Source organism: Pseudomonas sp. KK4 (assembly GCF_001984065.1).
GTDB lineage: Bacteria > Pseudomonadota > Gammaproteobacteria > Pseudomonadales > Pseudomonadaceae > Aquipseudomonas.
Genome location: NZ_LYVP01000003.1, coordinates 95,723 through 117,673 on the forward strand (window position 1 = coordinate 95,723; position 21,951 = coordinate 117,673).

At 60.9% G+C, this 21,951-nt stretch carries 18 protein-coding genes and 2 tRNA genes; 7 read left to right on the top strand and 13 right to left on the bottom strand.

Going from position 1 to position 21,951, the window contains the following annotated elements:
- Positions 1 to 249: 249 nt before the first annotated feature.
- From B0W55_RS01935 to B0W55_RS01945, 3 genes are all read left to right on the top strand, one after another.
- Positions 250 to 2,151 (top strand): potassium transporter Kup, encoded by a 1,902-nt coding sequence (locus B0W55_RS01935; protein ID WP_077044352.1) that lies wholly within the window; start codon positions 250 to 252, stop codon positions 2,149 to 2,151.
- 165 nt (positions 2,152 to 2,316) lie between these two features.
- Positions 2,317 to 2,607: a Phd-YefM gene (locus B0W55_RS01940; protein ID WP_077044353.1), complete on the top strand. Its 291-nt coding sequence runs from the start codon at positions 2,317 to 2,319 to the stop codon at positions 2,605 to 2,607.
- 11 nt (positions 2,608 to 2,618) lie between these two features.
- Complete coding sequence (locus B0W55_RS01945) at positions 2,619 to 2,906, top strand: type II toxin-antitoxin system RelE/ParE family toxin (RefSeq protein ID WP_077044354.1); 288 nt, start codon at positions 2,619 to 2,621, stop codon at positions 2,904 to 2,906.
- 68 nt (positions 2,907 to 2,974) lie between these two features.
- Here the strand turns inward: B0W55_RS01945 and B0W55_RS01950 are convergent, their stop codons facing one another.
- From B0W55_RS01950 to B0W55_RS01965, 4 genes are all read right to left on the bottom strand, one after another.
- Positions 2,975 to 4,270, bottom strand: coding sequence for a virulence factor family protein (locus B0W55_RS01950; protein WP_077044355.1), 1,296 nt, complete (start codon positions 4,268 to 4,270; stop codon positions 2,975 to 2,977).
- Positions 4,270 to 6,912, bottom strand: coding sequence for a bifunctional lysylphosphatidylglycerol flippase/synthetase MprF (mprF, locus tag B0W55_RS01955; protein ID WP_077044356.1), 2,643 nt, complete (start codon positions 6,910 to 6,912; stop codon positions 4,270 to 4,272). The genes B0W55_RS01950 and mprF overlap by 1 nt, the downstream gene beginning before the upstream one ends.
- Before the next feature lie 279 nt (positions 6,913 to 7,191).
- Positions 7,192 to 7,268, bottom strand: a tRNA-Met gene (locus tag B0W55_RS01960).
- Between the two features lie 227 nt (positions 7,269 to 7,495).
- Positions 7,496 to 7,572, bottom strand: a tRNA-Met gene (locus B0W55_RS01965).
- Between the two features lie 300 nt (positions 7,573 to 7,872).
- Here B0W55_RS01965 and dinB point away from each other — a divergent pair.
- Positions 7,873 to 8,934: a DNA polymerase IV gene (dinB, locus tag B0W55_RS01970; protein ID WP_077044357.1), complete on the top strand. Its 1,062-nt coding sequence runs from the start codon at positions 7,873 to 7,875 to the stop codon at positions 8,932 to 8,934.
- Positions 8,935 to 9,034: 100 nt separating this feature from the next.
- Here dinB and B0W55_RS01975 read toward each other — a convergent pair whose 3' ends face one another.
- The 4 genes from B0W55_RS01975 to B0W55_RS01990 form a co-directional block, all read right to left on the bottom strand.
- The gene (locus B0W55_RS01975) at positions 9,035 to 9,988 is read right to left on the bottom strand and encodes a hypothetical protein (protein ID WP_077044358.1); all 954 of its coding nucleotides are present in this window, start codon (positions 9,986 to 9,988) and stop codon (positions 9,035 to 9,037) included.
- A gap of 17 nt (positions 9,989 to 10,005) precedes the next feature.
- Positions 10,006 to 11,721 (bottom strand): proline--tRNA ligase, encoded by a 1,716-nt coding sequence (locus B0W55_RS01980; protein ID WP_077044359.1) that lies wholly within the window; start codon positions 11,719 to 11,721, stop codon positions 10,006 to 10,008.
- Between the two features lie 144 nt (positions 11,722 to 11,865).
- Complete coding sequence (locus B0W55_RS01985) at positions 11,866 to 13,425, bottom strand: AmpG family muropeptide MFS transporter (protein ID WP_077044360.1); 1,560 nt, start codon at positions 13,423 to 13,425, stop codon at positions 11,866 to 11,868.
- A 44-nt stretch (positions 13,426 to 13,469) separates the two neighbouring features.
- The gene (locus B0W55_RS01990) at positions 13,470 to 13,823 is read right to left on the bottom strand and encodes an MGMT family protein (protein WP_077044361.1); all 354 of its coding nucleotides are present in this window, start codon (positions 13,821 to 13,823) and stop codon (positions 13,470 to 13,472) included.
- 160 nt (positions 13,824 to 13,983) lie between these two features.
- Here B0W55_RS01990 and B0W55_RS01995 point away from each other — a divergent pair, with 160 nt between their 5' ends.
- The gene (locus B0W55_RS01995) at positions 13,984 to 14,991 is read left to right on the top strand and encodes a DUF481 domain-containing protein (protein ID WP_077044362.1); all 1,008 of its coding nucleotides are present in this window, start codon (positions 13,984 to 13,986) and stop codon (positions 14,989 to 14,991) included.
- A gap of 146 nt (positions 14,992 to 15,137) precedes the next feature.
- Here B0W55_RS01995 and B0W55_RS02000 read toward each other — a convergent pair whose 3' ends face one another.
- Positions 15,138 to 15,347 carry a cold-shock protein gene (locus B0W55_RS02000; protein ID WP_002554837.1) on the bottom strand — a complete coding sequence of 70 codons (210 nt, stop codon included), beginning with the start codon at positions 15,345 to 15,347 and terminating at the stop codon, positions 15,138 to 15,140.
- Between the two features lie 353 nt (positions 15,348 to 15,700).
- Here B0W55_RS02000 and dcd point away from each other — a divergent pair, with 353 nt between their 5' ends.
- Positions 15,701 to 16,267, top strand: a complete 567-nt coding sequence (gene dcd / locus B0W55_RS02005) for a dCTP deaminase (RefSeq protein WP_007904652.1) — start codon at positions 15,701 to 15,703, stop codon at positions 16,265 to 16,267.
- Between the two features lie 107 nt (positions 16,268 to 16,374).
- Positions 16,375 to 16,584, top strand: coding sequence for a hypothetical protein (locus B0W55_RS02010; protein WP_017336784.1), 210 nt, complete (start codon positions 16,375 to 16,377; stop codon positions 16,582 to 16,584).
- Between the two features lie 122 nt (positions 16,585 to 16,706).
- Here the strand turns inward: B0W55_RS02010 and pdeM are convergent, their stop codons facing one another.
- The 4 genes from pdeM to B0W55_RS02030 all read right to left on the bottom strand — a co-directional run bounded on the left by pdeM (position 16,707) and on the right by B0W55_RS02030 (position 21,947).
- A complete protein-coding gene (gene pdeM / locus B0W55_RS02015; RefSeq protein ID WP_077044363.1) occupies positions 16,707 to 17,366 on the bottom strand; it encodes a ligase-associated DNA damage response endonuclease PdeM in 660 nt (219 codons plus the stop codon).
- The gene (locus B0W55_RS02020; RefSeq protein WP_077044364.1) at positions 17,366 to 19,852 is read right to left on the bottom strand and encodes a ligase-associated DNA damage response DEXH box helicase; all 2,487 of its coding nucleotides are present in this window, start codon (positions 19,850 to 19,852) and stop codon (positions 17,366 to 17,368) included. Before B0W55_RS02020 ends, pdeM begins: the two co-directional genes overlap by 1 nt.
- Positions 19,853 to 20,032: 180 nt before the next feature.
- The gene (locus tag B0W55_RS02025; protein WP_077044365.1) at positions 20,033 to 20,797 is read right to left on the bottom strand and encodes an ABC transporter ATP-binding protein; all 765 of its coding nucleotides are present in this window, start codon (positions 20,795 to 20,797) and stop codon (positions 20,033 to 20,035) included.
- Between the two features lie 13 nt (positions 20,798 to 20,810).
- On the bottom strand, positions 20,811 to 21,947 hold the full coding sequence (locus B0W55_RS02030) for a succinylglutamate desuccinylase/aspartoacylase family protein (RefSeq protein ID WP_077044366.1): 1,137 nt from the start codon (positions 21,945 to 21,947) through the stop codon (positions 20,811 to 20,813).
- Positions 21,948 to 21,951 lie beyond the last annotated feature (4 nt).

Genomic DNA, 21,951 nt, shown 5'->3' on the forward strand with positions numbered 1-21,951 from the left:
AAAACCGACGGACGGGCGCTTGAACGGCGCCTCTGATCAAAAAGTGCGCAATTCTAGCGATGAGACGTTCACTTGACCAGCTTTATGCAGGGAAATACGACGAGTGCTGCGCTATGCTTCGCGCCGTTGGGCTTTGCCGAATTTTTACGGTCAACAAAACGTCTGTAACAACAGGTAAAACAGCGCATGCTGCATTACAAAGCATAGTGCTTCGTTCGAAGAAGCCGGTCTGGGAATCAGGAGTGTTGGATGGGTCAGGCAAGTAGTCACGCGGCAGGCGCCGGGCATTCGGCGGCGAAGCCGATCGGCATGCTGGTGGCGGCGGTCGGGGTGGTTTATGGCGATATCGGCACGAGCCCGTTGTATACCCTCAAGGAGGTGTTCTCCGGAGGGTATGGCGTACCGGTCAACCATGACGGCGTATTGGGGATTCTGGCACTGATCTTCTGGTCGCTGATCTGGGTCGTGTCGATCAAATACATGATGTTCGTGCTGCGGGCCGACAACCAGGGCGAAGGCGGAATCATGGCCTTGACCGCGCTGGCCAGGCGGGCGGCGGCGGGGCATGCCAAATTGCGCGCCTTGCTGGTGGTGTGCGGGCTGATCGGTGCGGCGCTGTTCTATGGCGACAGCATGATCACCCCGGCGATTTCCGTCCTGTCGGCCATTGAAGGCCTGGGGCTGGCGTTCGATGGCATCGACCATTGGGTGGTGCCGCTGTCGCTGGTGGTGCTGGTCGGGCTGTTCTTGATTCAAAGCCACGGCACGGCTCGCATCGGCATTCTCTTCGGGCCGATCATGGTCACCTGGTTCGTGGTACTCGGCGCGTTGGGGGTCTACGGCATCCTGCAGCATCCCGAAGTGCTGCACGCGGTGAACCCGGTGTGGGGTGTGCGTTTCTTCCTCAACCATCCGGGCATGGGTGTGGCGATCCTCGGCGCTGTGGTGCTGGCATTGACCGGTGCCGAAGCGCTTTACGCCGACATGGGCCACTTCGGCCGCAAGCCGATTGCCCGCGCATGGTTCATCCTGGTGCTGCCGGCACTGGTGCTGAACTACTTCGGCCAGGGCGCCTTGCTGCTCGGTGATCCGGAGGCGGCGCGCAACCCGTTCTATCTGCTGGCGCCGAGCTGGGCACTGATTCCGCTGGTGGCGCTGTCGACCATGGCCACGGTGATTGCCTCCCAGGCGGTGATTTCCGGCGCCTTCTCGCTGACCCGCCAGGCGATCCAGCTTGGCTACATCCCGCGCATGCACATTCGGCACACGTCCAGCGCTGAACAGGGCCAGATCTATATTGGTGCGGTGAACTGGTCGCTGATGGTCGGCGTGGTCCTGCTGGTGCTGGGCTTCGAGTCCTCAGGCGCCCTGGCTTCGGCCTACGGTGTGGCGGTGACGGGCACCATGCTGATGACCAGCATCCTGGTATCGGCAGTGATGCTGCTGCTGTGGAAATGGCCGCCGTTGCTGGCGGTGCCGATCTGCCTGGGCTTTTTGCTGGTGGACGGCGTGTACTTCGCCGCCAACGTGCCGAAAATCGTTCAGGGTGGCGCCTTCCCGGTTATCGCCGGTCTCGCGCTGTTCGTGCTGATGACCACCTGGAAACGCGGCAAGCAGTTGCTGGTTGATCGCATCGACGAAGGCGGCCTGCCATTGGAGATATTCATCAGCAGCATCGCCGTGCAACCGCCCCATCGCGTCCAGGGTACGGCCGTGTTCCTCACCGCGCGCCCGGACGCCGTGCCCCACGCACTGTTACACAACCTGCTGCACAACCAGGTGTTGCACGAACAAGTGGTGTTGCTCACGGTGGTCTACGAAGACATTCCGCGGGTGCCGCCGAGTCGGCGTTTTGAAGTGGATTCCTACGGTGAGGGGTTCTTCCGGGTGATCCTGCATTTCGGCTTCACTGACGAACCGGACGTGCCCCAGGCGTTGAAACTGTGCCATCTGGCCGAACTCGACTTCAGCCCGATGCGCACCACTTACTTCCTCAGCCGCGAAACGGTCATCGCCTCCAAACTCGAAGGCATGTCCCGCTGGCGCGAGGCGCTTTTCGCCTTCATGTTGCAGAACGCCAACGGCAACCTGCGCTTCTTCAATCTGCCGCTGAACCGGGTGATTGAGTTGGGGACGCAGGTAGAAATGTAAGGCCCGCGCCACCCAAAAGCCCCCGACGGCCTTGCGGCACCGGGGGCTTTTTTGTGGCTGACAGATCAACTGCAGGATTGCCGCTGCTTGAAGTGTGTTTGATTCAGCGCAATACTCTGCGTAGAGCTGTGCGTTAAAATTTGCATCATGGGTAGAGAGGTGAGTATGACGGCATTGTTAGAGCGTGCTGACCAGGCGATATCAGTCACTGCGATGGTCAGAGGCTTCAGTGCGAGGCTCAAGGAAATCTCCAGCCGTGCCACTGAGCGTCTGGTCATTTTCAAAGACAATCAACCTGCCGCGGTGATCATCAACGTCGACGCTTATCAGGAAATGCTCGACGAGCTTGATGACTTGCGGATCGAAGCGGCGGCCAGGGAACGATTGAGCGGTTTTGATCAGGCCAATGCAATCAGCCATAGCGATATGCGCGCGCGGTACGCCAGGAAGGACTGAAGGAACTGTGGATGGTTTGGGGTGTTATCTATCATCCAGAGGTCCAGAAGGATTTGGATCTGCTGGGAGCGGTTGCGGCAAATCGCATTCTCGATGTCATCGAGGAGCGGATTATCAACGGCGAGCCAGACAAAAGCGGCAAGCCCCTGAGAGCCAGCCTGGCAGGCTGTAGAAGAATTCGGACGGGCGATACGCGGATTGTTTATCGAGTGGATGGAAAGGCGATTGAGGTGTTGATCATTGCCGTCGGTGCCCGCCGAGATGAAGAAGTTTATGGTGCCGCCGAGCGTCGTCTCTGACCCCAAAAGATCAAAAGCCCCCGCAACCCAAAGGTTGCGGGGGCTTTTTTATGGCGACGAGGGTCAGATCACTCCTGAGCCTCGGTCTCCTTCGCCTGGCGCTTCTCGATCACATCCACCAACCGTTGGGCCAGTTTCGGGTAGTTCTCGTCGAAGTGGTGGCCGCCGGGCAGTTTGATGGCTTCGCCTACGGCGGTCTTGTCGGTGCAGCCGCTTTCGTCGATTTCCTCTTCACCGAAGATGCACACCACTTTCTCTGCGGGCAGTTTTGCCATTTCCGGGCCGGTGGCGGCTTCCTTGCCGGCGTTGCCGAGCCAGCCTTCGACTTCGATTTCGAAGCTGCCGGTGCGGGCGAAGGCCAGCAGGATGATTGCGTCGACGCGTTGCTGCTCCGACTCCGGCAGGCGGTTGTAGATCGCTGGCAGTACGTCGGCGCCGAACGAGTAGCCGGTAAGGATGAAGCGCTTGGTGCCCCATTTCTGCCGGTAGTGCTGCATCAGTTCGGTCAGGTCCAGGGCGCTTTGCTCCGGGCTCTTGTGTTGCCAGTAGTAGCGCAGGGTGTCGATGCCCACCACCGGGTAGCCGATCTTGGCCATTTCGCCGGCCACATCGCGGTCCAGGTCGCGCCAGCCGCCATCGCCGGACAGGAACAGGGTCACGGTGTCCTTGGCCTGGCCGGCCGGCACTTCAACCACCGGAATCTGCAGGCCGCCCGCGGCTTTGTCGCCACCGACGAGGATCTTGCGCAATTCGTTGTTCAACACTTGCGGCAGGTTGATGTCGTAGTCGCTGATGCTGGTTTCGGCGTTCGGTTGATCGCGCACGAAGCCGGCACTGGCGTCGTCCGGGTTGTCGTTCCAGGCCACCAGCCAGTGGCCGTGGGCAGCGCTTTTGGGCAGCAGGTGGGTGCAACCGCCTTTTTCCAGGGCCAGGTCTACGGAGACCGCCTGGGCCTTGTCATCCTTTTGTTCCGACAGCCAGCGCCAAGCCAGCACGGCGCCGGGGCCGATACCGCTGACCAGGGTCGCCGGGCCTTTGAGTTCGCGCAGGCCCGATTGCAGGGCGCGGCTTTGCAGCAGGCATTCCTTGGGCAGGATCACTTGAACGATTTGCGCCGAGCCGGAGCGGCTCAGGGTCATCAGTTGCTGGTCGCTGAGTTTCTGTTCTTCATTGACCGCCACCAGCACCCGGGCCTTGGGGGTAGTGCCAGGGGTCACGCGGGTCATGGCGGCGCCACCAGGCGGCGTCAATTGTTCGAGCGTCGGCAACGGCGCCGGGCGTTTGAGGTACCAGTAGCCACCACCGACAATCAGGGCAAGCACCACCAGCGTGCCCAATACGTAGCGCAAGGAGCGTTGAATCATCAGCGTTTCACCAATCCGGTCAAGCCGCCCGCGATCAGGGCAGCAGTGTCGGCCAGGGCAACCAGCGGATCGAGTCCGGCGGGCACGGCCATATAACGGGGTTCCCAGTCGGGCTGGAACTTGTCTTTGAAGCGGCGCAAGCCTTGGAAGTTGTAGAGCTGCTCACCACGGCGGAAGACCATCGAGCCCAGGCGCTGGGTCAATGGCGCGCCGCGACGAGGTTGCAACCCCGACAACGGCACCATGCCCAGGCTGAAGCGCGCGTATCCGTGACTCTTATAATGTTGGATCAGGCCGACCATCATGAACTCCATGGTCAGCTTGGGGGCATCCGGGTGCGCGCGCATCAGGTCGAGGCTGGCCAGGTCATGGCCGTAGGTCTCAAGAAGATTGGCGAACGCCACAGGGCGCCCTTCGAAGCGAATCACCGCGATGCGGAAATGCTTGAGGTAGTCATCGCTGAAACGGCCGAGGGAGAAGCCTTTCTCGCGTACGTTCTTGCCCGTCAGCCAGGCGTCGGAAATGACCTTGAGCTCATCCATGGGCGCGTGCCCCGGTTCATGGATCTCCAGTGACAAACCGTCACGGGTGCCACGGTTCCAGGTGTAGCGCAGGTCTTTCATCTCCTTGCCCTTGGCTTCGAGATCAAAGCGCCGCAGATCGACCCGGGCTTCTTCGCCCAGTTTGATCGCAGTCAGGCCGATGTCCATGTAGTACGGCAGGTTCTCGGCGCGGACCTGGTAGAACACCGGGCGGGCGTGGTGGATGTCGCACAGGTCACGGAATTGCCAGATCATTTCCGCCCGCTGCTGGCCGGGACCGATCGGGTCATACAGGGCCACCAGGCTGCGGCCACGGCGGGCGTACATCAGGAACGCTTCGTCGTTGGGGTGGAACAGCAGCGCCTTGTCACCGGTCAGCGCCAGGCCGCCATCGGGTTGCGCCGAGGCCATGAGGATCTTGCTCGCACGCTCCAGTTCGTCAGGCGTTGGCAGGTGGATCACGGGACGCGCAGTGCGCAGCAGCCAGGTCAGGGACACCACCACCAGCAGCACGGCGGCGCCCAGCAGCGAACGCAGGCCACGGGGAGCATCGGCGTCGAGGGTGAACTGCCACCACAGTTGATGGCTGTATGGAACGTCCTGGTAGGCGAACAGCAGCAGCCAGATCGAGGCGCCCAGCACGCACAGGCTGGCCACCAGATACAGCGGCGAAAACGGCAGTTCAGTCAGACGGCTTGGGCGATAGAACGAGCGCCGGAATACCCCCAGCAGGGCGGCGGTCAGGGTCATCAGGCAGGCTTCTTCCCAGTCGAAACCCTTGAGCAGCGAGAGCAGGGCGCCTACCAGCAACAGAACGGTGGTCAGCATCCACGCCGCCGACAGTCGGCGACGCAAGCCTTGGGCCAGCAGCAGGCACAGCACGCCGATCAGGCTGGCACCAAAGTGCGAGGCGTCGACCAGGCGATGGGGGATCAGAAAGCCGATGTGTTCCAGACGGGTGTCGATCTCCGGCGTGGCGCCGGAAAACAGCAGCACCACGCCAGACAGGAACACCAGTACAGCGAGGATCGGTGCGGCCAGGCCCGAAGCGGCGCGCAAGGACTGGCGGGTCTGGAACAGGCGTTGACCTTCGTTGATCAACAGCAAGAGGCAGGCCACCAGCATGGGCAGCACGACATAGATCAGGCGATAGAGCAGCAGGGCGGCGGCCAATGGCGCGGCGCCCAGGGTGTCGGAGAAGGCGGCCAGCAGAATCGCTTCGAACACCCCGACACCGCCCGGCACATGGCTGAGCACGCCGGCGGCCAGCGCCAGCAGGTAGACGAGCAGGAACGCGCCGAAGGGTGGGGCTTCCGGCAGCAATAGATAAAGCACGGTGGCCGCAGCGGCCACGTCCAGTGCGGTGATCACCAGTTGCAGGAAGGTCAGGCGGCGTCCCGGCAGGCGCAGAGTGCGGCGGCCAACCTTGACGAACAGGTTGTCGGCAAACGGTTGTTCTGGCAGGCGGCGACGGTAGATGCCCACGGCCAGCACGCAAAACAGTAGTAGCACCGCGGCTGCGACAGTACCTAGCAGGCTTTGCGATAACCCCAGTGCTGCCGAGGCGCCGGGCAGGTTGCTCAGGGTTGCCAGGGCGGCAAGCGGCGGCAGGGCGCAGCCGAGCGAGAGGCTGGCGAATAGCGTCATGTGAGCAACTTCGCTGGCCCCCAGGCCATGACGTGCATACAAGCGATAGCGAACCGAGCCCCCCGACAGCATCGAAAGGCCGATCGCATTACCGATGGCAAACGCGGTGAAACCGCCCAGCGCCAGTGTGCGCGGGGCCAGGCTCACGCCGGCATAGCGGCTGGCCGACCACTCGTAGCCCAGCAAAATGATGAAGCCGGCAACGGTCGCGCCGAGCGCGCCCAGCAAGGCTGGTTTTGGTACTTCGAGGATCGAGTCGTGCAGCGCGTCCAGATCCAGTTCGCTCAGCAGATGGCGACAGGCAATCAAGGCGATGGCAAACAACAGCAGGGTGACCGCGAGGCCGATGGGCTGACGGTATTTGCTGATGCGGTCGAGCAGACGCAACCGTTCAGCCTTGATCGGTTGTGTTGCGGTAGTGGTGTCTTGTGAATCAGACGAGTTGGCGCGCATCAATCACCTCTTGGATTGTGCGCGACAGGATGGGGGTATCCAGCCAAGTTACCAATCCCTGTAGAAAAAAATAATCACAAATAATAACGCCTGCCACTGGGTGGTGGCGACGGCGCGACCTCAGTCCTGGAGGGCTGGGGCTGCGATTGAGCATAGCCTGAACTTGACGCATGGGTGACCCCTCGACGACTCATCCCACAGTGACAGATCATTGTTGCGAAAGGGTTTTTTCGACAGATACAAAAAAGGCCACTCTTTCGAGTAGCCTTTTTTGATGTTTGGTTGCGGGAGCCGGATTTGAACCGACGACCTTCGGGTTATGAGCCCGACGAGCTACCAGACTGCTCCATCCCGCGTCTGTGTGGCGGCATTCTATAGAGAAACGCCGGGGTGTCAACCGTTAATCCCGCGAAGGGTCAAATAAACGTTAATGCGCGTCAAACGGTCGCAGGGGCGGCTTAAGTTTCAGAATCGCAACGGATTCTCATGGGGTGGTCAAGGCGCTGTAATCCAGGTGGGCGGTCCTGCTCAAAACGGACGCGCACAAAAAAGGCCACTCTTTCGAGTGGCCTTTTTCGATGTTTGGTTGCGGGAGCCGGATTTGAACCGACGACCTTCGGGTTATGAGCCCGACGAGCTACCAGACTGCTCCATCCCGCGTCTGTGTGGCGGCATTCTATAGAGAAACGCCGAGGTGTCAACCGCTAACATCGGAAAAATCTCTTCAGGTTCAATCATTTAGCTTGGAAAGTAGAGGGGCGATCGGTCTGAGAAGCAGGCGCTGCAAGGCCTGCGGGTCTATTAGCGAATGGCTTTTGATTGAGAAATTAAATTTTCCTCGTGCTTTTCCCACAGCCATCGGAGAACATTCTGAGTACTGGTGCTATATACAGGTGTCAGTGAGATAATCCAGGTCTGACACCAAAAGTCGCCATTTCTTTACCGCGAATCCCGCTCGATATGACCCAGCGAAAAATCATCCACGTGGATTGTGACTGCTTCTACGCCGCGATCGAGATGCGTGACGATCCTCAACTGGCCGGTAAACCCCTGGCCGTCGGCGGTGCCGCCGATCGCCGTGGAGTGATTGCGACCTGCAATTATGAAGCTCGGGCCTATGGCGTGCGTTCGGCCATGTCGTCCGGGCATGCGCTGAAGCTGTGTCCGGACCTGACCATCGTCAAGCCGCGAATGGATGCCTACCGGGAAGCTTCAAAGGAAATTCATACAATCTTTCGCGATTACACCGACATCATCGAACCGCTGTCCTTGGACGAGGCCTACCTTGATGTGTCGGACAGTGCGCATTTCGGCGGTAGCGCGACGCGCATCGCCCAGGACATCCGGCGCCGGGTATCGAATCAGTTGCACATCACCGTTTCGGCGGGTGTGGCGCCGAACAAGTTTCTTGCCAAGATCGCCAGCGACTGGAAAAAGCCCAACGGCCTGTTTGTCATCACCCCGGATCAGGTCGAGGACTTTGTCAGTGGCTTGCCCGTGAGCAAACTGCATGGCGTCGGCAAGGTCACCGCCGACAAATTGGGCAAACTGGGCATCGCCGACTGCGCACACTTGCGCGAGTGGAACAAATTGGCGCTGGTGCGCGAGTTCGGAAGCTTTGGCGAGCGACTCTGGAGCCTGGCCCGTGGGATCGACGAGCGCCTGGTGCACAACGACAGCCGTCGACAGTCGATCAGTGTCGAAAATACCTATGACGCTGACCTGCCAGACCTGCGCAGTTGCCTGGACAAACTGCCGGAGTTGCTCGAAACACTGAAAAACCGCATGGCGCGGATCGACAGCAGCTACCGCCCGGGCAAACCGTTCGTCAAAGTGAAGTTTCATGATTTCACCCAGACCACCCTGGAGCAGGCTGGGGCAGGGCGGGATTTGGGGAGTTATCAGTTGCTGCTGACCCAGGCTTTCAATCGCGGCGGCAAGCCGGTGCGGTTGCTGGGGGTAGGCGTGAGGCTTGAGGATCTGCGTGGTGGGTTTGAGCAGATGGAGTTGTTCGAGCGGTGAGTCGGTGGTGAATGTACCGGCCTGATCGCGGGCGAGCCTCGCTCCTACAGATTGCGTTAATCCTGTTGGAGCGAGGCTTGCCCGCGAAGCTTTTCACGCCTTAATTCGGCCCCGGATCCGCCACCAGCCGCCCGGCATCCTTGGTCAGGGACTTGAGGAATTCGGTCTGCAGTTCGGGATCGTTGCGAGTCAGTTCGATCAGGCTCTGTTCCAGCTCACTGGCTTCTTCTTCCAGCCCCAGTTCCGACAAACGCTTGACCCGGTGTACCCACTGGCTCACTTCGTCGTCTTCGAGGTCGTCGTAAATCAACCCGTGAGCCTCGAGCAGCTTGCCGCGCAAGGTGTTGCTCAGGGCCAGGGATGAGTCGCTGTGCACTTCATCCTTTGCGTCTGCGACACGGATCTGCAGCTTGCCCAGATGGTTCAGGTCATGCTCGGCAAACGGGCTGTCCAGCAGGTTCAAGCGCAAGACGCCGTTTTTGTCGGTGCTCAGCTCGAAGGTTTCCTTGCCCGCCTTGACCTCCACCGGACGCTCGCTCCAGGGCAGGCTCGAGTATTCGGTGCGTTTATCGCGTTGTACTTCGTCTATTCCGGCCAGGTTCTGCTGGGCACGCCCGTTGGATTGCACGTTCATGAACGGGTTGAGCCCGGCGAAACCGTAACTGAGCCAGTCCTTGGTCACGCTATCGGGAAGGTTGCCGAGGGCGAACACGTTGACCACGTTCGCACCGACACCGCCTACCACCGCCACCGCGCCCAACGGGATCTCGTAGATTTCCCGCCAGGGCTGGTAAGGCGTGTAGCGATCATAGTGGCGTGTGACTTCGAACTCGGTGACTTCGAAGGTCTTCTGCTCGTGGATTTTCACCCGACGTTGCGGCAGCTCAAGCACCTTGGGCTCACCGACATCGATCTGCAGGCTGTGATCGAGCAGTTTGCGCTCGACACGTTCCTCGTGCTCACTGCGTTGTGACATGTGATTGGCACAGCCGCTGACCAGCAGGGTGCCGCACAGGGCGGCACCACCGAGGCCTAAGGTGTTTCGCTTGAACATGACGTCTCTATCTGGTTTCAGCGGCGGATACGGGCCTGAAGGAACGACAGCACGTCAGCGACCGGCAGCGCTTGCGGCTCGGCTTCTGTGCGGCTCTTGTATTCCAGGTTGCCATCGGCGAGGCCGCGGTCACTGACCACGATCCGGTGAGGGATGCCGATCAGCTCCATGTCCGCGAACTTGATGCCCGGGCTGGTTTTCTTGTCGCGATCGTCCAGCAGTACTTCGAAGCCGGCCGCCGTCAATTGCGCATACAGCTTGTCAGTGGCTTCGCGAACCAGGTCGGTTTCGTAACGCAGTGGCACCAGGGCGATCTGGAACGGCGCCAGGGTGTCGCTCCAGATGATGCCTTTATCGTCACTGTTCTGCTCGATGGCGGCGGCGACCACGCGGGAAACGCCGATGCCGTAGCAACCCATTTCCAGGGTTACCGGCTTGCCGTTCTCGCCCAGCACTTCGCACTTCATCGCCTTGCTATACTTGTTGCCCAGCTGGAAGATGTGCCCGACTTCGATGCCGCGCTTGATTTCCAGGGTGCCCTTGCCGTCCGGGCTTGGATCGCCGGCGACGACATTGCGCAGGTCCGCGACGGTCGGAACTGGCAGATCGCGCTCCCAGTTCACGCCGAAGTAGTGCTTGTCGTCGATGTTGGCGCCGATGCCGAAGTCGCTCATCAGTTCGACGGAGCGGTCGATGATGATTGGCAGCGGCAGGTTCAGCGGGCCGAGGGAACCGGCGCCGGCGCCAATGGCGTCACGCAGTTCGGAGTCGGTGGCCATCACCAGCGGGCTGGCTACGCCTGGCTGCTGGGCGGCTTTGATTTCGTTGAGTTCATGATCGCCACGGATGACCAGGGCAATCAGCTTGCCTTCCTCTTCGGCGCGCACGATCAGGGTCTTGATGGTCTTTTCAATCGGCAGATTGAATTTTTCCACCAGTGCCGCGATGGTCTTGGTGTCAGGGGTGTCCACCAGGCGTAGCTCTTCAGTCGGCGCAGGGCGGGACGTTTCCCGTGGCACTGCTTCGGCTTTCTCGATGTTCGCCGCGTAGTCGGAACCGTTGCTGAAGACGATGTCGTCTTCGCCCGATTCGGCCAGTACGTGGAACTCGTGGGAGCCGGCGCCGCCGATGGAGCCGTTGTCGGCTTCAACCGGACGGAATTTCAGGCCCAGGCGGGTGAACACGTTGCAGTAGGCCTGGTGCATGCGGTCGTAGGTGACCTGCAGCGATGCCTGGTCGGCGTGGAACGAATAGGCGTCCTTCATGATGAATTCGCGACCGCGCATCAAGCCGAAGCGTGGGCGGATTTCATCACGGAATTTGGTCTGGATCTGGTACAGGTTCAGCGGCAGCTGTTTGTAGCTGCTCAGCTCGTTGCGCATCAGATCGGTGATGACTTCTTCGTGGGTGGGACCTGCGCAGAAGTCACGACCGTGACGATCCTTGAAGCGCAGCAGCTCAGGGCCGTACTCTTCCCAGCGACCGGATTCCTGCCACAGCTCCGCCGGTTGGGTGCTCGGCATCAACACTTCGAGGGAGCCGGCGGCGTTCATTTCTTCGCGAACGATCGCTTCGACCTTGCGCATCACTCGCAAGCCCATCGGCAGCCAGGTGTAAAGGCCGGAGGCGAGCTTGCGGATCATGCCGGCGCGCAGCATCAGCTGATGGCTGATCACGACCGCGTCGGAAGGCGTTTCTTTCTGTGTGGCGAGCAAAAATTGACTGGTGCGCATGGTTGGCCGTTATCGATTGCTGATGACGAGAAATGACGGAGCATTGTACGGGCGAGATCCGCTGTCGTACAGGCGTGCGGTCGGCGGTGTGGCGCGCAAGGCGGGAATCTCTGTGCCTTGCGCAAGGTTTCCTGCGGATGTTTCCTACGATTCTTCCGCGACCTGGGTCGGCAGCGGTTCCGGGGTCGGTGTCGGGCCTTCGCGGCGGCTCTCCTGGAACCAGTGCAAGGCGATCAATACCAGAGTCGGAACGCCCAGCAGGGCCGTGATCAGGAAAAAATGGTGGTAGCCGAACTTCTCCACCATGACGCCGGAGTAGCCGCCGATCAGGCGCGGCAGCAACAGCATGATCGAGCTGAGCAGGGCGTACTGCGTGGCGGAGAACTTGAGGTTGGTCAGGCTCGACAGATAGGCAACGAACGCCGAAGTCGCCAGGCCCGAACTGAAGTTGTCCAGGGAGATGGTGACCACCAGCATCTGCAGGTTGGGGCCCATGTCGGCCAGCATCAGAAACAGTATGTTGGTGCTGGCCGACGCAACACCGCCGATGAAAAGGATCGGCAGGATGCCGAAGCGCACGATCAGCAGGCCACCCATGCCGGCGCCGACCAGGGTCATGATCAGTCCGAAGATTTTGCTGACGCTGGCGATCTGGTCCTTGGTGAAGCCTTGGTCGATGTAGAACACGTTGGCCATCACGCCCATGACCGTGTCGGACATCCGATAGGTTGCGATCAGTCCGAGCAGCAACAGTGCTTGCCAGCGGTAACGCAGAATGAAGTCGTTGACCGGTGTCAGGACGGGCGCCAGGCCGCGGCGCCCCATCGCCGACAGGCACAGCGCGGTGAGTGTGATGTAGAGGATCGCCCGCAGGAAGGCGCGGTCCTGGAGCAGCAGATCCAGCAGGCTCACGCCTTCGAACAACACGCTGGCGAAGTCGGTGTTGTAGAGCTGGGTGAACATGGCCGGTACGGACACCAGCAACACGATCAGCACGAACACGGATGCCAACTGGTGGACAAAAGTGTAACGACCGGCCTGCAGTTGCGTGCGCAGCGGTACCGGGGGTTCGCGCATGAACAGGCTGGTCAGCAGTGCCGGGACCATCAGCACGCCGAACAGGATGTAGGTGCCTGCCCATGCGGAGTGTTGGTAGTTGAAACCGGTTGAACCAAAGCCTTCAGCGAAATACAGGGCGCCGGCGGTCGCCAGCAGCGCGGCGATTCGATAGCCGGACATGTAGCTGGCGGCCAGCGCGGCCTGGCGATTGTCCTCGGCGATTTCCAGGCGGTAGGCATCCACCGCAATGTCCTGCGTGGCTGAAGCGAAAGCCACGATCACTGCGATGGCGATCAGCCAGGACAAATGCTTTTGCGGGTCGCAGAAACCCATCCCGATCAGGCCGAGGATGACCAGTGCCTGGGACAATACCAGCCAGGAACGTCGTCGACCGAGCTTGCCGAGCAGCGGCAGGCGCCATTGGTCGAGCAGTGGCGACCAGACCCATTTGAAGGCATAGGCCAGGCCGATCAGGCTTGCATAACCGATGGTTTCGCGAGCCACACCGGCTTCGCGCAACCAGACCGAAAGCGTCGAGAACACCAGCATGTAGGGCAAGCCGGCGGCGAAACCCAGCAGCAACAGTACAAGCGTCGAGGGGCTGGCATAGGCAGCAAGCGCGGCGCGCCAGGTTTTACGGGGCATGGGCTGGAGTCTGCCTCAAGAAATACGGAAACAAAGCGCGCACTCTAACCGCTGTGCTCTACCGGGCGCCAGCCATGGCGCTGAATATCAACACGATTATTCAGGATACTGATGCCCTCCATGCGCAATCGTGCGCGTTGTTCATCCCCGGATGGGCTACCTGCTGGGAGACTGAGGCGGCCGCCGGCTGCGAGAACACGATGCCAAGGCAGTTTTGTGTCGCCGGGCAGTTGGCTCAAGGTCCGGCCGACCCAGCGGGCGGCGCGGCCCAATCCGGCCAGTTCGGCCAACTGACCATAGCTCACCACCTTGCCTTGGGGCACCTGTGCGAGGGTCAGGTAGAGCGCCGTGCGTCGGATTTGTGCTGCGCTATCGGGTTCAGCGCCGGGTTCGTTCACGTTCAGTGTTCCTAAAAATCTACAGTACCGTTTATAGAGTAAAGGGTGGGTTATCAATTGAGAAATGAACTCAATACAAATAGTCGGGTCAGTCCTTGCTAGGGCCTTATCCCAGCGGATGATGCCGACTTTTTTTCGCAAACTTGAGTCTGTTTCGCCTATGTTGCCCAGAACTCTGCTGTGCCTCGCTGTCATCAGTGTCTCCTCTCCGTTGCTTGCCGACACCGTCTGGTTGAAGAACGGTGACAAACTGAGCGGCAAGATCATCCTGTTCGACGGCGGTAAATTGTTGGTCCAGACCGAATACGCCGGCGCCGTTCCGATCGACTGGAAGCAGGTTAAAACCCTGGAGAGCGACCAGGAACTGCTGGTCAAGCAGGACGCCTACACCGGCGAAAAAGCCAAATCCCTGCACGCCGCCGAAGACGGCAAGGTCACCCTGGCCAATGGCGAGGCGCCCAAGACCGTCGAACTGGCCAGCGTCCAGCAGATCCTCAAGCCAAAGCCGGTGGTTGAAGACCTGGTATGGAAGGGCAACATCGATGCGGCGCTGGACTACCAGCGCGCCGAAAAGGATACCGACGACTACGACATCGATTTCAAGACCACGGCGCGTCACGGTCGTTGGCGGCATATCGCCGAAGGCGAGTACAACCGCGAATACCAGGATGACGTGACCACCACCGACAACTGGCGGGCTGAGTACTCCCTGGACCGATTCCTGACCGACAAGTGGTTCTGGCAAGGTCGGCTGGTCTACAAACGCGACAAGGTTGAAGACCTGGCCCGGCAACGTACCGTCGGTACAGGTCCCGGTTATCAGTTCTGGGACGACGAACTGGGTGCGTTCTCCCTAGGGTCGCTGGTCAACCGCACCGACTATGAATACGCCGATGGCAGCAAGGAAAATTTCTATTCCGTGGCCATGAAGTGGGACTACAACCGCTATCTGATCGGCAAGAAGGTGGAGTTCTTCACCAATGGCGAAGTGGGCAAGCCGCTGTCCGGCGTGGCCGAGTATGCGCTGGATGCGGAGATGGGCCTGCGCTACAAGGTGACGGAATGGGCGTCGCTCAATCTCAAGGCTGAGCGCGACATCATCGACGGTTCCAAAGAGGCGGACCTGGACAAGACCCGTTACACCGCCGGGTTTGGCGTGACCTGGTAACAGCAAAAGATCGCACCCTGGGGCAGCTCCTGCATGGAACATGGGAGTCGCCTCGGGCCGCGATCTTTTTTTTGCCTGCGGAAAACACACAGGCACAAAAAAGCCCCGCTTTTGAGGGCGGGGCCTTTTGCTAAAGCAAGTACAAGTTAGATAACTTGAACTTCTTCAGCTTGCATGCCTTTCTGACCGCGGGTAGCGATGAAAGAAACCTGTTGGCCTTCTTTCAGGCTTTTGAAGCCGTCGGATTGGATAGCTTTGAAGTGAACGAACAGGTCGTCACCGGATTGTGGAGTGATGAAGCCGAAGCCTTTTTCATCGTTGAACCACTTAACGGTACCGGTTTGGCGATTAGACATGGTGTAACTCCTTGAACAAAGATAACTGCGACTCAGGAAGAACCCTGGCCGAGACTGAGTGCAAAGAGCAGGAAAAATTCTTGTAGATGGTTGGATCGAAATTCAACATATCGTGTAGAGATTCTCAGTGACACAAGCAGCACAGTGGCGCCACCTTAACCCTTTTTCCGGAACGTGCCAATGCTTCTTGCGAAGGTTTATCGGTTTTCATGATCGACGGTGCGCCTTATTGTTTCGATGGTCCGTTAATTTCGAGCGATCGTCGAGAATTGTGCCCGGTGCTTTGAACCCGGCGGCGCGCCCGGTAAGATGCCGGACAGATTTTTTCCACCTCGCTATTTCAGGACACCGCCATGAGCATCAAATCGGACAAGTGGATTCGCCGCATGGCGCAAGAGCACGGCATGATCGAGCCCTTCGTAGAGCGCCAGGTGCGTGGCAGCGACGACAGCCGTGTGATCTCCTACGGTGTGTCCAGCTACGGCTACGACGTGCGCTGCACCAATCATTTCAAGGTGTTCACCAACATCAATTCGGCGATCGTCGACCCGAAAAACTTCGATGCCGGCAGCTTTGTCGATATCCACAGCGACGTGTGCATCATCCCGCCGAACTCCTTCGCGCTGGCGAGCACCGTTGAGTACTTCCGCATTCCGCGCAACGTCCTGACCATCTGCCTGGGCAAGAGCACCTATGCGCGCTGCGGCATCATCGTCAACGTGACGCCGCTGGAACCCGAGTGGGAAGGCCACGTGACCCTGGAGTTCTCCAACACCACCAACCTGCCGGCAAAAATCTACGCCAACGAAGGCGTGGCGCAGATGCTGTTCCTGGAGTCCGACGAAGAGTGCGAAGTGTCCTATAAGGACCGTGGCGGCAAGTATCAGGGCCAGCGCGGCGTGACCCTTCCGCGCACCTGAGTCAGCCGTCCGACGAGCCAGGGGAATTCTTGAGCGAGCGTACACTCTATGGAGTGTACTGCTCCGATCCGCGCAAGGCGGATCGGGCCATCGCTCAGGAGTGCTTTATGAAGATCGACCCGCGAATCAGTGCCGAACTGGCAAGGCTGGAGCCCAATCAGGTTGGCGTCCTGGCCTGGTCCTTGTTGGCACACCCGCCGATCAGCATGGCAGGTGGCATCCCCGGCCAGCCTGATCCCGATACCCCCAACGAACAACCCACCGAGCCCGGCGAGCCGACCCTGCCGGACGAGCCGCCACCCGCGCCCGTGGCCTGATAAAACACCGAACCGCGTTCTGTTTTCTGTAGGAGCGAGCTTGCTCGCGATGAACTCGAGAACACTGCGGGGTACTAGATGCCCCGCGTCATCGTTGACGTCCATCGCGAGCAAGCTCGCTCCTACAGGGTCACGGGCCAGATTTCGTTATCGCCGATGACGAAAATCCGGCAATGGTCGTCCCGCTCCACGTGATAGCCCCCGGTAAAGGCCCCGAACGCTGGCAGCAGGCTCACCGCCTCGCCAATCCTGAAACACGCCAGCCGCAAACTCTGCCGGCCGCGACCGTGCAGCCGATACACGGGATGCACATGGCCGGCCAGTACGTGTCTGCCGGGATACGGCGTCGGTTCATGCTGCAAGGCGAAAGGCCCCAGCAACATCGGCTCAGGCACCACGGCAATGTTCAACGAGGCAGGCGGGTCGCCAGCACGTTTATCGTGATTGCCGCGGATCAGCGTCATGGGCAGGTCACCATGCCGCGTTCGCCACTGAGCCAACGCCTCGAGTGTCGCCGTTGCGTGGGAGCCGGGGCCGTGGAGAAAGTCACCGAGAAAAATCAATTGCCGGCAGGGCAGGGCAGTCAACAGAGTATCGAGCACGGCAATGTTCTGCGTCGTGGTGCCCTGAGGCACAGGTTGCCCCAGGCTCCGATAGGCCGCTGCCTTGCCAAAATGCACGTCGGCCACCAACAACGCCTGGTGCGCCGGCCAGTAGATCGCTTTTTCCGGCAACAACCAGAGCTCTTCTCCACCAAGGCTGATCGGGTAGGACGTACTCATCAGGCTTTCCCGGATTCGGCGGTTTTCTCCAGATCACTGACCATGCGCCTGATGCGGTCGGCAAGTTTTTCCGAACTCATGCTTTCGCGCATACGCTCCACCAGCAGCGGAAAGCCCAGGGGTGTGGGACGTTTGATGTGATGCAGATCCAGTTTCAGTTGCCGGATTCGCGTCAGCGTCTGTTCCAGGCGCCGAATATCCAGTTCTTCGCGCAGCACTTCTTCCCCGGCCTGGGCCAGCAGCAGGTTGCCTGCGTCATATTGCTTGAACACTTCGAAGAACAGCCCGCTGGACGCCTGGACCTGACGCGTGCTCTTCGGTGCGCCGGGATAGCCGGCGAAGACCAGTCCGGCAATCCGCGCGATCTCCCGAAAGCGGCGCAACGCCAGTTCTCCAGCGTTCAGGCTGGCCAGCACATCCGTCAGCAAATCATTAGGACTGAGCAGCGCTGCGTCCAGTTGCAGCGCCCAATCGACCGGCGTGGCGCTGAGCAATTCCAGTCCGTAATCGTTGACTGCAATCGAGAAGGTCAGCGGTTGACGCTGGCTGACACGCCACGCCAGCAAACTGGCCAGGCCCAGATGCACCTGGCGCCCGGCGAAAGGAAACAGAAACAGGTGCCAGCCCTCGCGGGACTTCAGTGCCTCGGCCAGCAAACTGTCCTCGGTCGGTAAACCGGACCATTTTTGCTGCACCTGCAGTAACGGTCGCACCGCCTGCATTTCCGGGCCGACATACTGGCCCTGCGCCGCCGCACTGAAACGCGCCACCACCGCCTGCGCCAGTTCGTTGGAAAGGGGCATGCGCCCACCGTTCCAGCGCGGCACTGCGGCTTTTTTCACTGTGCTGCGTTTGACGTAAGCGGTCATGTTCTCCACCCGCACCAACTCCAACAGGCGACCGGCGAACAGAAAGCCGTCCCCGGGCTTGAGCCGTGCAATAAAACCTTCTTCTACACTGCCCAGCTGTTTGCCCCCACCGCCCTTGCTCCAGAACTTCAACTGGATGCTGGCATCGCTGACGATGGTGCCGATGCTCATGCGGTGCCTGCGGGCCAGTCGCGCATCCGGCACTCGCCACACACCCTGTTCGTCGGGCTCGACGCGGCGGTAATCCGGGTAGGCTGTCAGGGAAAGCCCGCCATGACGTACGAAGGCCAGCGCCCAGGCCCAGTCGGCCAGGTTCAGGTCGCGATAGGCCCAGGCTGTGCGCACTTCTTCGTACAACTCATCGGGTATGAACCCGCCGCCCAGGGCGATGCTGACCAGATGCTGCACCAGCACATCCAGCGGCTTGATCGGCGACAGGCGCGGTTCAATGCGACGGGCCGCCACGGCATCCTGCGCGGCGGCGGCCTCGACCAGTTCCACGCTGTGGGTCGGCACCAGCGTGACCCGCGACTCGCGCCCTGGTGCATGACCGGAGCGCCCGGCACGTTGCATCAGCCGCGCCACGCCCTTGGCGGAACCGATTTGCAACACCCGCTCCACCGGCAGGAAGTCCACGCCCAGATCGAGGCTGGATGTGCAGACCACCGCTTTGAGTTGTCCGTCCTTGAGGGCGCGCTCGACCCAGTCGCGGGTGTCCCGGGACAAGGAACTGTGATGCAGTGCGATCAACCCGGCCCAGTCCGGCCGGGCCTCGAGCAGGGCCTGATACCAGATCTCCGATTGCGCGCGGGTGTTGGTGAACACCAGGCTGCTGGCGCTGGATTCGAGTTCGCTGACCACCTGTGGCAGCATCTTCAGGCCGATATGCCCGGCCCAGGGAAAACGCTCGATCGTCGGCGGCAGCAAGGTGTCGACCCTGAGCACTTTTTTGGTTTGGCCTTGAACGCTGATGCCGCCGCCCTGTGGGATCAACACCTGTTCGGCGTGGGATTGATTACCCAGGGTCGCGGACACGCCCCAGACGATCAGCTCGGGCTGCCAGTGGCGCAAACGAGCCAGCGCCAGTTGCAGTTGCACGCCGCGCTTGTTACCCAGCAGTTCGTGCCATTCATCGACCACGACCATGCGCAGGCTAGAGAGGGCAGTCCGGGAATCGGCTCTGGCGAGCATCAGGGTCAGGCTTTCCGGGGTGGTGATGAGGGTCGTGGGCAAGCGCCGGCTCTGTCGCGCCCGTTCGCTGCTGCTGGTGTCGCCTGTGCGCAGGCCGACGCTCCAGGGGAGTTGCAGATCGAGCAAGGGGGCTTGCAGGGCACGGGCGGTATCGGCAGCCAACGCGCGCATGGGCGTTATCCACAACACGGTCAGCGGCTCGGCCACCGGTTTGCGTTTGCGAGGTGATTCAAGGATGGGTTTGACATGAGCAAAGCGATTGAGCGCGGCGAACCATACCGCATAGGTTTTACCGGCACCGGTGCTGGCGTGCAGCAGTCCGGACTGACCCTGCTTGACCGCTGACCACACCTCTTTTTGAAAGGCGAACGGCTTCCAGCCGCGAGCGGTGAACCATTGTTTTGCGAAGTCGGGGGAGGTTGCCATGCGGGCGGTGTGCGCTCTGGAAAGTGTTCTTTCAGAGACCACGCCGGGATGCGACAAGTTTAACGTCAGTGCTTTTGTGGGAGCGGGCTTGCTCGCAAAAACGGTGTATCAGACCCATTGATGTCGGCTGACACTTCGTCTTCGCGAGCAACCCCGCTACCACAGGGGATTGCGCGGGGATTACTTGAGGTTGCCGCTCAGGAACTGCTTCAGGCGTTCGCTCTTCGGATTGCCCAGTACATCTTCCGGCGCGCCTTCTTCTTCCACCAGGCCTTGGTGCAGGAACAGCACCTGGCTCGATACCTTGCGGGCGAAGCTCATTTCGTGGGTCACCATGATCATGGTCCGGCCTTCTTCGGCCAGGCCTTGAATCACCTTCAGTACTTCACCCACCAGCTCCGGGTCCAGGGCCGAGGTCGGTTCGTCGAACAGCATCACCTCCGGCTCCATGGCCAGCGCCCGGGCAATCGCCACGCGCTGCTGCTGGCCACCGGAGAGGAACGCCGGGTACTGCTCGGCCACCCGCGCCGGCAGGCCGACCTTGTCCAGGTAGCGGCGGGCACGGTCTTCGGCTTCCTGTTTGCTGCAGCCCAGCACCCGGCGCGGGGCCATGGTGATGTTTTCCAGCACGGTCATGTGGCTCCACAGGTTGAAGTGCTGGAACACCATGGCCAGCCGCGTGCGGATCCGTTGCAGTTCGTCAGGGTCGGCCACGTGCATGCCGTGGCGGTCCTTGACCATGCGGATTGCCTGGCCGTCCAGGCTCATGGCCCCGTCGTTGGGTTGTTCGAGAAAGTTGATGCAGCGCAAAAAGGTACTTTTGCCCGAGCCGCTGGCGCCGATCAGGCTGATGACGTCGCCGGTGTTGGCCTTGAGCGAAACACCCTTGAGCACCTCATGATCGCCATAGCTTTTATGCAGGCCTTCAATGGTCAGTTTGTACATGGAACAAGCATCCTCAAGGCGAAAGTAGGTAGCCGCTGCGATAGGCTTCGGCGCCTGCGACGTGGGCGATCACCATGCCGGCGGTGGCCATGCGCCGCAACGAGCGGGCGTACATCAGGCCGCTGGCGGTGCAATGGACCGGGGTGACGCGGTCACAAATGGGGTCGATGATTTCGGCGATCAGTTGCCCGGCTTCCAGGTATTCCCCCGGCAGCGCGGTGAACACCAGCAGGCCGCCGACCGGCGTTGCCACCGGTTCCACACCCGCCAGCGGCGTGGCCGGGTAGGGCAGGTCGGGCAGTGGCGCCGGTTCGCCGGCAATCGCGCCGAAGTGAATCAGGTAGTCGATCAGCGCCTGGCTATCCAGGCTGGCCAACGGGTGGTTGACGTCACCCTGGCCGCGCAGTTCGACGGTCACCGAAAAGCTGCCCAGCGGAATATCGAAGTGCTCGCCGAAGCGTTCCTTCAATTGCCACCACAGCAGGGTGAAGCATTCGTCGAACGACTGGCCGCCGGAATCGGTGGCCAGCAGGCTGGCTTCGGAGCCGATGTAGCGCGCCAGTGGCTCCACCTGCGGCCAGGCCTCGGGGGTGGTGTACAGGTGCGCAACCGCTTCGAAATCGCAATGCAGGTCCAGCACCATGTCGGCATCACAGGCCAGGCGTTGCAGGGTCAGGCGCTGTGATTGCAGTTGGGTGCTCGCGGTCTGCCGCGCCAGCGCATTGCGCAGGCTGCTGCGGATCAGTTGCAGGTTGTGCTGCGGATCGTCGCCCAATCGCCCTTCGATGTCGTTGCCGACCTCTTCGCTCAAATCGACGAACCAGCGGTTGAAGTTCTGCCCGCTTTCGAGCTCGTAGCGGCCCAGCGGAATGTCCATCAGCACCTGCTCCAGGCCGACCGGGTTGGCGATCGGCACCAGCACGATTTCGCTGCGCAGGCGGCCGGCGGCCTCCAGCTCCGCCAACCGTTGCTTGAGGTGCCAGGACACCAGCATGCCGGGCATTTCATCGGCGTGCAGGGACGACTGGATGTAGATCTTGCCTCGGGCGCTTGTCCCGGTTGGTGCCGACGTCGGCCCGAAGTGGAAGCTGTGAATCTGTCGTGCGGTCCCCGGCAGCGGGGCCAGCAAGTCATGTATCTGGTGGCGCATTGAA